Here is a 15,922-nt window from a genome sequence, read left to right on the forward strand (position 1 = left end):
AGATCTTCAACAAAAACTCGACCAACAATGCACTTCAGATGAGCTTTCTGCGGAAGAAATTTTTTGAGCAGGAATTGAAAGCCCGTTTAGCCCGCGGTTTTCATGTCTGAACTGGATGCGGCGAAAGCGCGGTTTAGGTTCCGACCAAAACTAAGCTTGTGAACGACTAGTCTGACGAAAACTGCCGAAATACAGAGTATCACTTTCCGCGAGTGCGAACGAATGCTGCGTTAGCAACATGTCTAAACATCAATGTCTGGAAAGTCCGCATACCGGTCATCTAACGCAAATAATCCAAAGTCTGGTATCCGAAGGAGCGGCCGTTCGCGCCTAAACTTCGGAACCCGTTTTGAGATGACGAACGGCTGCTGCCGTCCGTCAAACCGTCAGATGTCGATCTTCTCCGAGATGCTCAACGCGTCGTCGAGTTCGACCCCAAGGTACCTGACCGTGCTATCAACCTTGGTGTGTCCAAGCAGGAGTTGGACGGCCCGAAGGTTGCCAGTCTTCCGATAGATCAGCGCAGCTTTTGTCCGCCGAAGAGAATGCGTTCCGTACCCACAAGGATCCAGTCCGATGACCGACACCCAGCTGCGCACGAGACGTGCGTATTGCCGAGTCGAAATGTGCGATGAACTGTGGAACCTGCTTGGAAAGAGGAACTCGCGACCAAGCATGTCGGGCGATCTGACCCACTCAAAAATCGATCTTCGCGTGTTCTCGGACACTTCGAACTGAACTGGCCTGCCTGTCTTGCTCTGGACGATCGATACGCGGTCTCGAACTGCTCCGGCAACGACGAGATCCACCACTTTCAGGCGAACAAGATCACAACCGCGAAGTTTGCTGTCGATAGCGAGATTGAACAGCACAAGGTTGCGCGGGTTCCCGGCGAGTTCGAGCCGTGCCCGAATTGCCCAAACCTGTCTTGGCAGGAGTGGACGTTTCTGACCAATTAGTCGGTTCTTGTTCCACGGCGGCTGAGACGGTCTGATTATTGGAAGCTGAATACTGGACATGGTGAAGTCTCCATCCAGCCCTCCCACACCAGGCATCGGCACCCTGCCAACCAGCGCACTTTACTGTCTTTGCCATCATAGAAACCGATCGCGCGCATCTCAAACTGCAGTTTAAAACACTCAATGGCCGCTTCTGATAAAGTCGGACGTCCGATGAAAAACGAGCCTATGACCACAATGCGGACGAACCAGACAGTCGGGTCGCAAGCTTCAACGTCAACAAACGGCCCTTAACGGATTATCAGCAGCCTTTAGCATTACTGCGGTCGCAATCCGCAAAACCGCCATTCGCTGCGACAGGAAAAAGCAAAGCGAAAAGTCATCGATAGTCCGGCAGGACGGTAACCGGTTTCACTTCACTACGCCGAAATACGCCAGGTGCGCTCGCCTCGTTCCATCGAAAAAGAGTGATGTGCCAAAGGCCCGGGCGCCTTCGTGAGGGATCAATCAATCCGATATGCCCGTCTGCTCTGATCCGATCAGCAGCGAACCATGAGGACGGATCCCTACCGGCAGCTACGAGTTTGCGCCAGGGTTGACTGGCAAGCGCATAGATATCTGCGGCTTCGGGGCTGCGCAAATCGAACAACGCGCATTGTTCCACCTCGAAAGTCAACACAACCCGCGGGCGATCATCCTTCCTGACGTCCTGACCAATAGCGACTTTTGCGCTTTCGACATCAGGGCTCAGATACAAAGCGTCCTGCCCCCGGCGATTGAACCGGGCGGGTGGGCGATCCGGTGCGCCGCGCATGAGGTGAACGTCTGGGTCATCGGCCCAAACAATCTTTACGAATTCTCCGGAAACTTCTGTCAGCATAACGGGTGGCACTGATCGTTTGCGCGTCGCGTTATAGGAAAGACGCAGGGCGGCAGGGGTTTTCCTAGAAAAGAGAAGACGCATGATACCTTGATTGAAATCACCTACTCATGTTTCCTCACATTGTGTTGCATTTCCAAAGGCCTCTCGCATGAAGGTTCCAAAGATCGCCCTCCTTGGCGCAATTCTCGAGTCAAATCGTTTTGCACCGCCGGCTGATTTGTCGGACTTTAAGTCTCTGACATGGCTTTCAGGCGATGCTTTGATGTCTGAAGCGAGATCCGCGACACCAAAGCTGGCAATAGAATTTGCAGCCTTTGTCAGGGCGATGGATGCTACGGGCGACTGGACGCCGGTACCCTGTATCTTGGCAGCCAGCCACCCGGCGGGTCCAGTACGAAAATCTGTAATCGAAGAGGTCATAGCGACTTCGGAAGACATGCTGCGCTCAGCTGGCCCTGTTGACGCAGTCTACATCTGCAACCACGGCGCGATGGTTGCCGAGCATGACCACGACCCCGACGGTTTGTTGATGTCACGCATTCGGGGAGTTGTAGGACCGGACATACCTGTCATTGCGACACTCGATCTGCATGCAAATATCTCACAACGGATGGTCGATGCCTGTGACCTGATCGTCGGCTATCGGACCAATCCTCACGTCGATCAGATAGAACGTGGCGAGGAAGCCGCCTTTTCGCTGCGCCGGGTTTTGGCGTCGGGCGTCCGGCCCCAAACCGCGCATGTCAAACTGCCTCTTGTTCCGCCATCCGTGACCCTGCTAAGTGCCGAGCACCCGTATGGCACGCTGATCGACCATGGTCAGCGACGACAAGCCGAAGGTCGAGGTGAGATTCTAAACGTATCGATCTTCGGTAATTTCCTTTTCTCCGACACGCCCGACAACGGTCTGAGCATCGTTGTCACCGCGCGTGAGGACCAGAAGGCGGCCAATGCACTGGCGGAAGAATTGGCAGACATGGCCTGGTCATTGAGGAAGGATTTCGTTCGGAAACTGACATCCGTGACGGAAGCGATCTCAATTTCCGCTGACCAAGCGCGCACGCCTGTGATTTACTCCGATGCCGGTGACAATCCTGGTGGCGGCGGCAGTGGCAGGACGACGGAACTGTTAGCCGCTCTTCATGCGGCAAAAGTCGAAGAATGCCTATTCGGTTCCTTTTGTGATCCGGAACTTGCGAACGAAGCCCATGGCATCGGTGTCGGCGGCAAATTCAGGGCACGATTCAACCGGTCTTCCGATTCCAGCGCTTTCTGGGCGCAATGGGATGTGCCTTTTGAGGCGGATGCAGAGGTCTTGGGTCTCCATAATGGAGATGTGGTAGGTGAACTGGGCATGACGGCAGGTCGGAGATTGGCCCTAGGGCCATCCGCTGCGCTTCGTATTGGTGGTATCACCGTGGTGGTGATCACCGATCGCACACAGACTGCCGACCCCGTGTTCTTTCATATGTTCGGGCTGGATATTGCGTCTGCCCGGACTGTTGTTGTGAAATCCCGAGGCCACTTTCGGGCCGGGTTTTCCAACTGGTTTGGGCCAAACCAGGTATTTGAGGTCGACACGGGCGGGCTTACGTCGCCAGTTCACGACCGCTGGCCGTTTGCGAATTTGCCACGACCGAACTTTCCGATGGACGTCGACACCTCGTGGTCGGCTAAGATGCTGCGCTAGACGGGCTCTGAGTATTTGTCCTGCGGCGTCGTCAACTTGACAAATTGCATGAACTGGCGGGCAAGCTGAGAAGGTGGCCTGCCTGATGGAAGTACAAAGCTCGTGTCATAAAAAATGGCGGCGTCAAATGGCCTGACGACGACACCTTCCATCCCTGACGACAACAACGGGAAGGGATTGATCAGTGTCACGCCCAAACCCTCGCGGACGAGCTCCAGTGCGGCCATGTTCGTTGCCGTTTCTGCGACTTGTTTCGGCCGAATTCCAGCGCGCGCAAAGATCTTTTCTGTGATCGCTCGCGTCCCCAGCCTTCGCAGAAACTCGATCAGCGCGACGCCTTCAAGGTCGTGCGGCGTCACCACTCGTTTTTCCGATAGCGGATGGTTGCTCGGCATGGCGCAGACCACCTGACTGCGGCGCCAAGGCATGAGATGAACACCAGTTCGTTGGATCATCGCACTCGTCAAACCAAGATCATAGCGGAGGTCGAGAATGCCGGCGACCAGCACGTCCGTGGCCTGAATATCCAATTGAAGCTGCTTTCCTTCATTCTTCTTGAGAAAACTGGCCACCCTGGAGATGACAAAGTGATGTGCCAGAGTCGGCGGCACGATCAGGCGTAACGGCTCGTTATCCGGAGTAGCCCATTCTGCGCCCTCAATGTCCGCCAGCGTCTCGAAAATTGGGTCCAGTTTTTCGTTGAGACGCAAGGCTTCGTCTGTTGGGTCGATACGTCCCGATCGCCGGAGAAAGAGCGATCGCCCAACACGGGCCTCGAGTTGTGATAAGGACCGGCTCACGGCAGACTGCGAAATCCCGAGACGCCGCGCGGCGCCGATGGTTGTCCCAGTCGTGATCACGGCTCTTAGCGACTCGAACTCGCGCAGTCTGTGTCTGTGTTCCGTCATGCTACATTACTCCCCCGGTACGAGCGGCTAAACATCCAAACTCTTGGATTGATCTATGCAAAGTCGCATAGCAATAAGTATTGGCAATGATTTTTGCGGTAGCTAGCCTTTTTTAATAGGGCGCGGGATCGGCCAAAGATTCGCCCATTCACAAGCGCCAAACAAACAGGGAGTCTTTTTGATGAGGAAACTCACATCTGCGACAGCCGTCGCTGTCAACATTTTGGCTTTCGGCGCCGGTGCTGTTTCGGCCGAAAAACTAACGATCGGCCTCGCTTCGGAGCCGACGTCACTCGATCCGCATTTTCACAACCTGGGTCCGAACAACGCGATGTCCGTGCACATCTTTGACCGGCTGATCGCGCAGGATGAGAAGCAGCGCCTATCGCCGGGTCTTGCCGTGTCATGGGAGCCGATTGATGAATTGACTTGGGAGTTCAAGCTGCGTGAGGGCGTAAAGTTTCACGACGGAAGTGACTTTACGGCAGACGATGTAGTCTGCACCATGGCGCGCGCGCCGGACGTACCGAACTCTCCATCGGGATACGGCACCTATCTCAAGGGTAAGGAAGTCGTCAAGATCGATGACTACACGGTGCATTTCAAAACGGCCGCACCTTATCCGTTAATGGGCAACGACATTTCCACGATCCCTGTGATCTCAGAAGTGGGCTGCGAAGCAACGACGGAAGACTTCAACGCGGGTACGGCCGCCATCGGCACAGGGCCGTTCAAGTTCCAAAGTTACACGCCGGGTGAAAGCATCGTGCTGGTACGGAACGACGACTACTGGGGTGATGCACCGATCTGGTCCGAGGTGGAATTCCGCCCAATCACGTCCGGTCCGAGCCGTGTTGCATCGCTTCTTGCCGGTGACGTGGACATGATATCGGGCGTACCAACGACCGATATCACAACACTTCAGGGCAATGACGGAATTCAGTTGAGCCAGGGCGTGTCCAACCGAGTGATCTATCTTCACATGGACCAATTCCGCGAGGATTCACCCTTTGTGAAGGCCAACGGTGGCGGCGATATCAAGAACCCCCTCATGGACGTCCGCGTCCGTAAGGCGATCAGCATGGCGATCAACCGCGATGCAATCGTTGAGCGTGTCATGGAAGGGGTTGCCCTGCCCGCCGGTCAGCTTCTGCCCGAGGGGTTCTTTGGCGTGTCTGACAATTTGGACGTCGTGGCCTATGATCCAGACGGTGCTAAAGCGCTTCTGGCTGAAGCCGGTTATCCCGATGGATTTGAAATGACAATCCATGGGCCGAATGACCGTTACATCAACGACGCCAAAATTGCCGAGGCAATTGCGCAAATGTTGACCCGTGTTGGCATCAAGACAGCCGTCGAAACCATGCCGCGTTCGGTATACTTTGGGCGCGCTTCCAAAGGCAGCCCAGAGGGTCTTCCGGAGTTCAGCTTTATCCTCGTCGGATGGGGCGCGGGGTCCGGCGAAGCGTCCTCGCCTCTCAAATCGCTGATCCACACCCATGACAAGGATGCGGGCTTTGGATCATCAAACCGTGGCCGACACTCGGATGCTGAAACCGACGCGTTGATCGAAGAAGCCCTACGAACAGTCGATGACGCAAAGCGGCAGGAACTGCTCGCCGCGGCAACAGAGCGCGCGATCGAGAACGTGGCGATCATTCCGACGCACTTCCAGGTCAACACCTGGGCGGCCAAAAAAGGTCTGAGCTACATCCCTCGGACCGACGAATACACTCTCGCGACAGGCGTCGTGAAAGAGTAACCGCAATGCATCCGGGCCGCCTTCGCAGCGGCCCGCAGCCTTTGCCCAGGGAATGTCCTCATGACCGTTTTTGTCATTCGCCGATTGCTGCAAGCAATGCTTGTTGTCTTCCTGATGTCGGTGATTGTCTTTTTTGGCGTCAACATCGTTGGTGACCCGGTCTACATGCTGGTAAGCCCCGACGCGGATCAGGCTGACATCGAAGCGGCCATTCGACGGCTTGGATTGGATCGGCCTATTTGGGAACAGTACTGGTTGTTCCTCAAAGGTGCGGCACAGGGTGACCTCGGCGATAGCTTCGTCTTCGGTGAGCCCGCGCTCAAACTGATCCTGCACCATATGCCTGCCACGATGGAACTGGCCTTCAGTGCACTCTTTCTTGCCATCGTGATCGGAATTCCATTGGGGCTTTATGCCGGGCTCTATCCCGACAGCCCGCTTTCCAAAGGCGTTATGGCTGGCTCGATTCTCGGTTTCTCGCTGCCGACCTTCTGGGTCGGACTAATGCTCATCATGCTGTTTGCCGTAGAACTTAGATGGGTACCTGCGACAGGTCGTGGCGACATCGGCTCGTTTCTTGGGATTCACAGCAGCCTTTTTACGCTCGATGGGTTGAGCCACATCTTCCTGCCTGCTCTCAACCTGGCACTTCTTAAGATTTCGCTGGCAATCCGTCTCACCCGAGCGGGTGTCCGGGAAGCGATGGGACAGGATTACGTTAAATATGCCCGGGCCAAAGGGCTTTCGACCCGACGCATCATTCTGGTGCATGTAATGAAGAACATCATGATCCCGGTAGTGACCGTCATGGGCCTCGAATTCGGCAGTTTGATCGGGTTCTCGGTGGTGACTGAATCAATCTTCGCGTGGCCGGGAATGGGCAAACTGCTGATCGACGCAATACTGCAATTGGATCGGCCTGTCGTCGTCGCCTATCTGATGATCATCGTACTGTTCTTCGTGCTGATCAATCTGATCGTCGACATACTTTACTCGATCCTCGATCCGAGGGTTCGTTTGCAGGATCAGGGCGCATGACCGACACCGTCACAGATCATTCGCTGACCACCGCCAAATCCCCTAAGGTCGAGACGCCGTTCCAGCGATTTCGGGCCGAGTTCTTCGAAAGCAGGATCGCGACAGCGGCGCTCGGCATATTCCTGATCATCGTTCTTTTGGCCATCCTGGCACCCTGGATCACACCACAGAACCCCTACGATCTTGGTCAGGTCAGCGTCATGGATGGACGCTTGCCGCCAGGTTCCGAAGCCTTCGACGGATATACAATGTGGCTCGGCTCGGACGGGTCTGGGCGCGATCTCTACTCGGCAATTCTCTATGGTTTGCGTATCTCTCTGACCGTTGGGCTTGCATCTGGAGTGATTGCCCTTCTGATCGGTATGGCGATCGGTCTGGTCGCGGCCTACGCTGGTGGCCGGACCGAAGCGTTCATTATGCGCATCGTGGATCTTCAACTTTCGTTCCCGGCATCGCTGGTTGCGCTGATGATGGTTGCGGCACTTGGTAAGGGTGTCGACAAGATCATTCTTGCCCTCGTAATTGCGCAATGGGCCTACTACGCCCGCACGGTGCGCGCGACCGCGCTTGTCGAGCGTGGAAAGGAATATGTTGAAGCCGCACAATGTCTCGGCATTTCGCGTTCGCGGATCGTCTTTCGGCATATTCTCCCGAATTGCATGGCGCCTCTGATTGTCGTTGGCACGGTACAAACCGCCAGCGCGATCTCATTGGAAGCGACGCTTTCGTTCCTTGGCGTAGGACTTCCACAGACTGAGCCGTCGATCGGGGTGCTGATCGCAAATGGATTCGAATACATGCTTTCAGGACGCTACTGGATTTCCGTTTTTCCCGGCGTCGCGCTGTTAATGACGGTGGTGTCCATCAACCTTGTTGGCGACCATTTGCGCGATGTTCTGAACCCGAGGTTGAAGAGATGACTGAAGTACTCGAAGTCAGCGGGCTGAAGACCCACTTCTTCACGCACGCGGGTGTGGTCAAGGCCGTAGATGGTGTGGATTTCACCGTCTCCAAGGGCGAGGTAATGGGTCTGGTGGGTGAGTCCGGGTCGGGCAAGTCGATCACCGGGTTTTCCATCCTTGGGCTGATCGATCCTCCCGGGCGCATCGTCGATGGGTCAATCCGTTTTAATGGTGACGAGATCGCGAACGCACCGGAAGAGCGACTCAAGACCTTGCGTGGCAACCGAATCTCGATGATCTTTCAGGATCCGATGATGACGCTCAACCCGGTCCTGCGCGTCGATACGCAGATGATCGAGGCCATTCTCGCCCATGAAAACGTAAGCCGCCAAACCGCCTGGGAAAGAAGCCGTGATGCGCTTGGTTTGGTTGGCATCCCATCGCCGGAAGAGCGATTGCAAGCCTATCCGCATCAGCTTTCCGGTGGGATGCGGCAGCGCGTGGCGATTGCGACAGCCTTCTTGAACCAGCCGGACCTCATTATTGCCGACGAGCCGACGACAGCGCTCGACGTGACAATTCAGGCGCAGATCATCCACGAGGCACAGAAGCTGACGAAACGCACGGGAACCGCGATGATCTGGATCACGCATGACCTTGCCGTTGTGGCAGGGCTCGCGGACCGGATTTCGGTGATGTACGCAGGACGGATCGTTGAGCAAGGCGGTATCGACGATGTTATCGACCGTCCGTTGCATCCCTATACGGTCGGGCTTCTCGGATCGGTTCCGACGGCGAACCGGCGCGGGCAGCGTTTGTTCCAGATCGAAGGGATGACGCCAAACATGCTCGCCCTGCCTGAAGGATGCGCCTTTGGACCGCGTTGTCAGGCCCGAACGGCAGCGTGTTCCAAGCGCCCCCCGATTAAGGACGTGGATGGCCGCAGCCTTCGCTGTTTCAATCCGCAACGCACCAAGGAGACGACGCTTTGAGTGAGCCGCTCGTTGAAATCCGAGGCGTTTCGAAGCGCTTCACCAAACGTTTGGACGTCGCGGGGAAAATCGCACAGCGACTTGGCGCAAACATCCGGGAAGAAACGGTCCATGCTGTCGATAACGTGAACCTGTCGATTCAAAATGGTGAGGTTCTGGGATTGGTCGGCGAATCCGGCTGCGGCAAGTCCACTTTGGGACGTGTTGTTGCCGGCATTCACCCTGCAAGTGACGGACAGATGTTCTACGGAGGCAAAGATGTTGCGACGTTGAACGGTACCGACAAACGCGCGGCGACCCTCGCAATTCAGATGATCTTCCAGGACCCCTTTGCCAGCCTAAATCCGCGAATGCGCGTCGAAGATATCATCGGCGAAGCACCGCGTATGCATGGGATCGTCAGCAAGGCAGAGAGTGCGGAATACGTGGACGACGTGATGCGCAAGGTCGGCCTCGACCCGTCGCTCAAGCGGCGTTACGCGCATCAGTTTTCCGGCGGTCAGAGGCAACGGATTGGAATTGCACGTGCGCTCGCCGTGAAGCCGAAGTTCCTTGTCTGCGACGAAGCCATCGCTGCGCTGGACGTGTCGATCCAGGCGCAGGTTATCAACTTGTTCATGGATCTGCGCGAAGAGCTGGGCCTGACCTATCTGTTCATCAGCCATGACCTGAGCGTCGTCGAACACATCGCCGACCGCGTGGCGATCATGTATCTGGGCCGCATTGTCGAGAGCGCATCGACTGAGGAAATTTTTTCGGACCCACGCCATCCCTACACGAAAGCGCTGCTTGCAGAGGCTCCGCGCCTTGATCAGCGCCGGCGTGATTTTGCCCCGATTGAGGGGGAAATTCCGTCGCCGCTCGATCCGCCATCTGGATGTACCTTCCACCCGCGTTGCCCGGTGGCGACCGCTGAGTGCCGCACCACTGTTCCTGAACTGAAAGCGGGGCGCTGCGGGCGCGAAACGGCTTGCCTGCTGGAACACGCCGAAACCGTTTGAACGAGAAGCTGGAGAGCCCCTTGAAAAACGCCGATCCGATCTGGGACCACGTCGACCGCCATCGTGATGATTTTATCGCCTTGTCAGATCGAGTCTTTGACACGCCCGAGACGCTTTATGCCGAGTACAAGTCCGTCGCCGAACATGTGCAGATGTTACGCGCTCAGGGGTTCAAGATAACAGAGAACGCAGCTGGCATTCCTACGGCCGTGATTGGCGAAGCAGGAGACGAGGGTCCGGTGATTGCCATCCTCGGTGAGTTCGATGCGCTGCCATATCTGAGCCAGGCGCCAGGTGTGGCTGAACATCAGCCGCTTGAAGAGGGCGGCAACGGGCATGGGTGTGGTCACAATCTGTTAGGGGCCGCCGCACTCTTGGCCGCGACGGCGGTGAAAGACTGGCTGGCCGAAAACGGCATCAAGGGCCGTGTGCGATACTATGGCTGCCCCGCTGAAGAAGGGGGCGCGGCCAAGACATACATGGTGCGTGAAGGACTGTTCGATGATGTCGACGCAGCCATCTCGTGGCATCCAGCGACCTTCACAGGCGTGAATGAGGCCAGATCGCTCGCAAACACCCGGATCGATTTCACTTTTCATGGAAAAGCTGCCCATGCGGCGGGTGCACCGGAATTGGGTAGGTCGGCGCTTGATGCGGTTGAACTGATGAATATCGGTGTAAATTACCTGCGCGAGCACATGCCCGACAGCGCCCGGGTGCACTACGCCTATCTCGATGCAGGTGGTGTTGCGCCGAACGTGGTGCAGGCCAAGGCCACGGTGCGCCAGCTCGTCCGCGCCAGTTCGCTACCCGACCTCGCCGATCTGGTTACGCGTGTCAGAAAGATTGCAGATGGTGCGGCGCTGATGACCGGAACGCAGGTCACAAGTCAGGTCTTTTCCGGCGTTTCAAACCTGCTTGGAAACCGTCCTTTGGAAGAAACCATGCAGCACGAGCTAGAGAAACTCGGACCCGTCGCCTTTGACGAGTCAGACCTCAGCTTTGCCCGTGAGATTCAGACTACATTGACCACGGCTGACATCAACACGACCTTCAAGCGGATCGGAGCTAAGCCCAAAAAGGATCTCGCACTCTGCGACTTCATCGCACCTCTTGATCGCCACAGCGATGGTGGCGAAGGCTCAACAGATGTCGGGGATGTGAGTTGGGCTGTTCCGACGGTTCAGGCTCGGGTCGCGACCTGCGCAATTGGAACGCCATTTCATACCTGGCAAACAGTTGCACAAGGCAAGGCACCCGCAGCGCACAAAGGCATGATCTACGCCGCAAAGGCAATGGCCGCGACAGCCTGTCGACTGGTTGAGGACCCGTCACGCATCGATGCTGCGCGCGCGACGCATCAAGACCATCTGGGCGAAACGCCGTACACATGTCCGATCCCTGCAGACGTGCGCCCACCTGTCTGAGGGAAAGTGAACATGACCCGCGCTGCTGCCATAGACAACGTCGCCGAATATTTTGACAGCGGTCGATTTGCAACCGATCTTAGCGAACTGGTTGCCCATGAGACGGAGAGCCAGACACCAGAGAAAGCGGCGGAACTTCCGCGCTATCTTGAAGAAGCCCTCGTTCCGCGCCTGCGCAGTCTTGGGTTCTCCTGTGCAATACACCCGAACCCTGTGCCAGATGCAGGTCCTATCCTTGTCGCTGAACGCATCGAGGACGACACAGGCCCAACGATCCTGTCCTATGGGCATGGCGACGTGATCCGCGCCCAAACCGATCAGTGGCACAACGGGCTTTACCCGTTTCGTCTTGTAGATGAGGGCGATTGCCTCTTCGGACGCGGTACCGCTGACAACAAGGGACAACACCTCATCAACTTGGCTGCGTTGAGCTCCGTCATCGACGCTCGTGGATCACTCGGCTTCAACATTCGAATCCTTATTGAAATGGGTGAGGAGATGGGGTCGCCGGGGCTGTCGGAGTTTTGCGCCACGCACAAAGAAAACCTTGCCGCGGATGTCCTGATCGCATCGGACGGACCACGCCTTCAGTCAGACACGCCGACGATGTTCATGGGTGCACGGGGCGGCAATTCGTTCGACCTCATCGTTGACCTTCGAGACGGCGCGCATCATTCCGGTAACTGGGGCGGTTTGCTTGCCGACCCCGCGATGATCCTTGCGCAAGCCCTCTCGACGATCACCGATGTGAGGGGCCAAATCCAAATACCAGAGTGGCGGCCGACCAGCCTAACCGAAGACATCCGGCATACCCTGCGCAATTTGCCGGTAGGCGGAGATGGCGGTCCGAAGATTGACGAAGACTGGGGCGAAGAAAGTCTGACACCGGCCGAACGGGTCTTTGGCTGGAACAGCTTTGCGATCCTCGCAATGAAAAGCGGTGTCCCCGAAGAGCCGGTTAACGCGATCTCGGGATATGCCAAGGCCGCCTGTCAGCTCCGCTTCGTTGTTGGCACCGATCAAGCCGGTATCCTGTCGGCCCTTCGTCGCCACCTTGATGCAAGAGGATTTCAGATCGTTAAGATCAAACCTCACGACCGCGGATTTTTCGATGCGACGCGGACATCGCCGGAGCATCCTTGGGTGTCGTTTGTCGCGCGTTCGCTGGAAGAAACGTCTGGAAAGCGGCCACATATTCTGCCAAATCTCGCCGGTTCCCTGCCCAATGAGGTCTTTTCCGATGTGCTCGGCCTCCCAACGATTTGGGTGCCTCATTCCTATCGTGGCTGTTCACAGCACGCGCCAAACGAACACGTGTTGAAGTCGGTGTCGCGTGATGCATTGCGGGCAATGGCCGGTCTTTTCTGGGATATTGGTGACCTTGCCAGGCCACTCTGACCGCGCGCCACAAAGGCTTTCATCCATACCTGGATCGGGCGGGTATCGCACTCCCGACTTTAACTGACCGCTTTGCGGACAAAACCGACTTTTGTAGCCACGACTATTGCTCATACTGAAAGTGCTTGCATCCGCAGCGGTAGATTTTTCGGTCGAGCAATGATTTCCGGTTTGCGGCCATTCTACTGGGCCAATCCAGCCCGAGTTCAAGCTATCCTTTCGGTGTAATCAGCGTTGAAAATTGAACGCCAGCGAAGCGGGCTCCCAAAAAGAGAAAACGAAATTCCGTTTTTGAATTTTTGTAACTTGCACGATTAGCAAAAAACGACATCGGGTCGCTGGCAGGAAAGATAAAATGAGGAAACAGGTTTGACTAGTTCCCAGTCCATTGAGCACTTCTCATGCACGAACGTCGAATACCAGAATGGCTTCGCCATGCGCCAGCACCCAGCGTGCGGGGATTCGCCATTCTGGCGGGAACGGAGGCGATTGCCAGGGGTATTTTGATCTCTGTCTTTCCGGTAGCGATGTACAACGCGCTGAAGGATGCGCGATTTGTATCCGAAATTTATTTCGCCATTGGCGCGGTATCACTCTTGATCGGTCTTCTGGTTCCCTACCTGATCTGGTTTGTCCCACGGAGATGGGTCTATGTGTTCGGCACTCTTTCGTACGTCGCGGGTGCGGTTGTGACGACCGTTGCGACCCCTGCTGCCGTTATTGCGGGGCTCGCACTCACAACTTTCGCCGTTGTGACGACATTTGTGTGCTTCAACGCCTATGTACTCGACCATGTTGCCAGGATTGAACTGGGACGTTTTGAGACATCGCGGCTTTTTTACAGTGCGCTGGGTTGGACGGCTGGGCCTGCACTTGGCGCGATATTGTACGAATGGTGGCGACCTGCGCCGTTCCTGATTGCAGCCGGTGCGGCGATTGTCATGCTGCTCATCTTTCTTGTTATGCGCCTCGGAAACGGCAGGCTCATCACCAGAAGCCAAAGCGCTCCCGCAAATCCGTTCGCCTATTTCGGGAGGTTTTTTGTGCAACCGCGATTGGTTGCCGGATGGGTATTCGCAGTCGTTCGTTCCTGTGGGTGGTGGATTTATGTCGTATACCTGCCCATCTATGCGGTTCAGAACGGGCTAGGCAGCCAGCTTGGAGGGATTGCTTTATCGATTTCCAATGCCGCCCTGTTTTGCACCCCACTGATGCTTCGTTTCATGCAGCGCAGTTCGGTACGCGCAGCAGTCAGAACCGGATTCCTCATGTCCGGGCTGCTGTTTCTTTTTGCTGGAGTTCCATTCGGAATCCCTGAAGTCACAATCGCATTCTTAATGATGGGCTCGATTTTCCTGATCTTGCTCGATGTTTCCGCTGGTTTGCCGTTCCTTCTCGCAGTCAAACCTTCCGAACGAACTGAGATGTCAGCAATATACGCGAGCTTTCGCGACGTTTCGGGTATTATTACACCTGGTGCCGCCTGGCTGGTTCTTCTCGCTGCACCGCTCTCTGGCGTGTTCGCTGCGGGTGGCGCAGGTTTGCTTTGGACGTGGGTTCTGGCTCGTAAGCTGCACCCCCGGTTGGGCCAGACACGCATATCTGTCGAAAGTACTTCAAAGGAAGCTGGCAAAGTTGCTTCTGATATGGTGAGCCTGCCAAACTTAGTCCATGAGAAATCAGTCGCCAGTCGCTTACCGACTGATACATAATAGAAGCCAGCCATTGAGTGACCAAAGCAACTCAGGCGTCAGTACCGTGCAGCTTCTAGGATTTAGCAGAGACGTTGGACTACAAGAAATGCCATTTCAGCGAATGTGTTAAAGGCAAGCTTAACTCTTTCGACTCTGTTTCCTACACGAAAGGAACCGTTAGCCTTGTAGTCTCGGACTCTTAATCAAACGAGTACGGAAATCATCACCGAAACGTCGGGCCATGCGCCCAGACCGTCAACGAATACCGATTACCATTCTCAACCGGTGTCACCTGATGCAACAAGAAGCTGGGAAAGATGGTCGCGCTGCCCTGATGTCGGCTGGCCGTTACAGCATAAGCGCCCGGCATTATCTCCAAGTCTCCGCCGTCGTACATTCCGGGTTTGCTGAGTTGAACGACCAGCGACAGCTTTCTTTTTCGGGCAACAGGCCCGTCGCCGATATCGGAATGCCACGCAAAATGACCACCATCTGATGCTTTATAGCAGGCAATCTGCGGACTTTCGGCGAACTCGCTCAGATCAAAGCCAAACTTGTCGGTGTTGGAGCGACGGGCAACATTGATAAGGCGTGACATCACCCAATCAGAGCCTTCGACGTCGTCCAGCCAGGTCACATCCGCTCTGCGCAGATTATGATCCTTGTTTTGCCCGACAAGCAGAGCCTCGTTCGCCGGGGCTTTTTGTGATGCAGCAACAATCTGCTCACATTCCCGCGCGGTAAATGCACCGGGAATCGAATGAACTTCCAGCATTCTGTACACCATTTTTGATTGGTACTGGATTTTGCCAAAACGCACAGATGGCGCTACGCTGTTTTCGACCTAAGAGGCTGAAAGCGACGTAATTTTTCTACAATCTCAATTGTTTTGGGTCCAGGAATCCGGATTTGGAATTCACCCTAGACGTTCTCGGATCCCAAACGGTATACGATGTGCGGCTATCGCCTGCTATTGGACCTTTCAGCAAATTGCATAGGTTTATTCCACGCTGGCTTAAGGTCATTGCGATGGCGCGTACCGTGATGGTCGCCCGGGAGAAAAGCGGACATTCGGCTGTTCCGCAGCATAAGACAGATTGGGCTCGGAGCAACCGTTCGCCGCAACCCTTAAACACGACTACTTCGCGGACAACCTTGCCATCCGCTTCATTTTTCTCACTGTCTGCTAGTGGCGTACGACCGACATCTACGCTTTCCCCGAAAAAGGGGATGGTTCTTCTGCTGCCATTTGGTGCAAAGAAGGACGT

General features: G+C 55.8%; 13 protein-coding genes. 9 read left to right on the forward strand and 4 right to left on the reverse strand.

From position 1 onward, the window contains the following. Nucleotides 1-386 precede the first annotated feature (386 nt). Nucleotides 387-1,019: a tyrosine-type recombinase/integrase gene (locus GOV45_RS22615; RefSeq protein ID WP_170482679.1), complete on the reverse strand. Its 633-nt coding sequence runs from the start codon at nt 1,017-1,019 to the stop codon at nt 387-389. Nucleotides 1,020-1,338: 319 nt separating this feature from the next. Continuing rightward, nucleotides 1,339-1,923 carry an RES family NAD+ phosphorylase gene (locus GOV45_RS22620; protein WP_170482626.1) on the reverse strand — a complete coding sequence of 195 codons (585 nt, stop codon included), beginning with the start codon at nt 1,921-1,923 and terminating at the stop codon, nt 1,339-1,341. Between the two features lie 67 nt (nt 1,924-1,990). Here GOV45_RS22620 and GOV45_RS22625 point away from each other — a divergent pair, with 67 nt between their 5' ends. Next, nucleotides 1,991-3,532, forward strand: a complete 1,542-nt coding sequence (locus GOV45_RS22625; protein ID WP_170482628.1) for a M81 family metallopeptidase — start codon at nt 1,991-1,993, stop codon at nt 3,530-3,532. On the opposite strand, the gene GOV45_RS22630 is transcribed toward GOV45_RS22625, so the two are convergent. After that, nucleotides 3,529-4,440, reverse strand: coding sequence for a LysR family transcriptional regulator (locus tag GOV45_RS22630; RefSeq protein WP_170387145.1), 912 nt, complete (start codon nt 4,438-4,440; stop codon nt 3,529-3,531). The genes GOV45_RS22625 and GOV45_RS22630 overlap by 4 nt on opposite strands. A 181-nt stretch (nt 4,441-4,621) precedes the next feature. On the opposite strand from GOV45_RS22630, the gene GOV45_RS22635 reads away from it, so the two are divergent. From GOV45_RS22635 to GOV45_RS22670, 8 genes are all read left to right on the forward strand, one after another. Next, entirely contained in the window at nt 4,622-6,202 is a 1,581-nt protein-coding gene (locus GOV45_RS22635) for an ABC transporter substrate-binding protein (protein ID WP_170482631.1), read from the forward strand. A gap of 60 nt (nt 6,203-6,262) precedes the next feature. Next, nucleotides 6,263-7,240 (forward strand): ABC transporter permease, encoded by a 978-nt coding sequence (locus GOV45_RS22640; RefSeq protein ID WP_170482633.1) that lies wholly within the window; start codon nt 6,263-6,265, stop codon nt 7,238-7,240. Then, nucleotides 7,237-8,160 carry an ABC transporter permease gene (locus GOV45_RS22645; protein ID WP_170387150.1) on the forward strand — a complete coding sequence of 308 codons (924 nt, stop codon included), beginning with the start codon at nt 7,237-7,239 and terminating at the stop codon, nt 8,158-8,160. Before GOV45_RS22640 ends, GOV45_RS22645 begins: the two co-directional genes overlap by 4 nt. Continuing rightward, a complete protein-coding gene (locus GOV45_RS22650) occupies nt 8,157-9,134 on the forward strand; it encodes an ABC transporter ATP-binding protein (protein ID WP_170482634.1) in 978 nt (325 codons plus the stop codon). Before GOV45_RS22645 ends, GOV45_RS22650 begins: the two co-directional genes overlap by 4 nt. After that, complete coding sequence (locus GOV45_RS22655; RefSeq protein WP_170482636.1) at nt 9,131-10,135, forward strand: ABC transporter ATP-binding protein; 1,005 nt, start codon at nt 9,131-9,133, stop codon at nt 10,133-10,135. The genes GOV45_RS22650 and GOV45_RS22655 overlap by 4 nt, the downstream gene beginning before the upstream one ends. Nucleotides 10,136-10,155: 20 nt before the next feature. Then, a complete protein-coding gene (locus GOV45_RS22660) occupies nt 10,156-11,562 on the forward strand; it encodes an amidohydrolase (RefSeq protein ID WP_170482638.1) in 1,407 nt (468 codons plus the stop codon). Nucleotides 11,563-11,574: 12 nt separating this feature from the next. Next, complete coding sequence (locus GOV45_RS22665; RefSeq protein WP_170482640.1) at nt 11,575-12,960, forward strand: M20 family metallopeptidase; 1,386 nt, start codon at nt 11,575-11,577, stop codon at nt 12,958-12,960. Between the two features lie 401 nt (nt 12,961-13,361). Next, on the forward strand, nt 13,362-14,672 hold the full coding sequence (locus GOV45_RS22670; RefSeq protein ID WP_170482642.1) for an MFS transporter: 1,311 nt from the start codon (nt 13,362-13,364) through the stop codon (nt 14,670-14,672). Between the two features lie 205 nt (nt 14,673-14,877). On the opposite strand, the gene GOV45_RS22675 is transcribed toward GOV45_RS22670, so the two are convergent. Further along, on the reverse strand, nt 14,878-15,429 hold the full coding sequence (locus tag GOV45_RS22675) for a 2OG-Fe(II) oxygenase (RefSeq protein WP_170482643.1): 552 nt from the start codon (nt 15,427-15,429) through the stop codon (nt 14,878-14,880). Nucleotides 15,430-15,922: the final 493 nt, after the last annotated feature.

The sequence above is a fragment of the Ruegeria arenilitoris genome, assembly GCF_013035425.1.
In the GTDB taxonomy this organism is placed as follows: Bacteria; Pseudomonadota; Alphaproteobacteria; order Rhodobacterales; family Rhodobacteraceae; genus Ruegeria; species Ruegeria arenilitoris_A.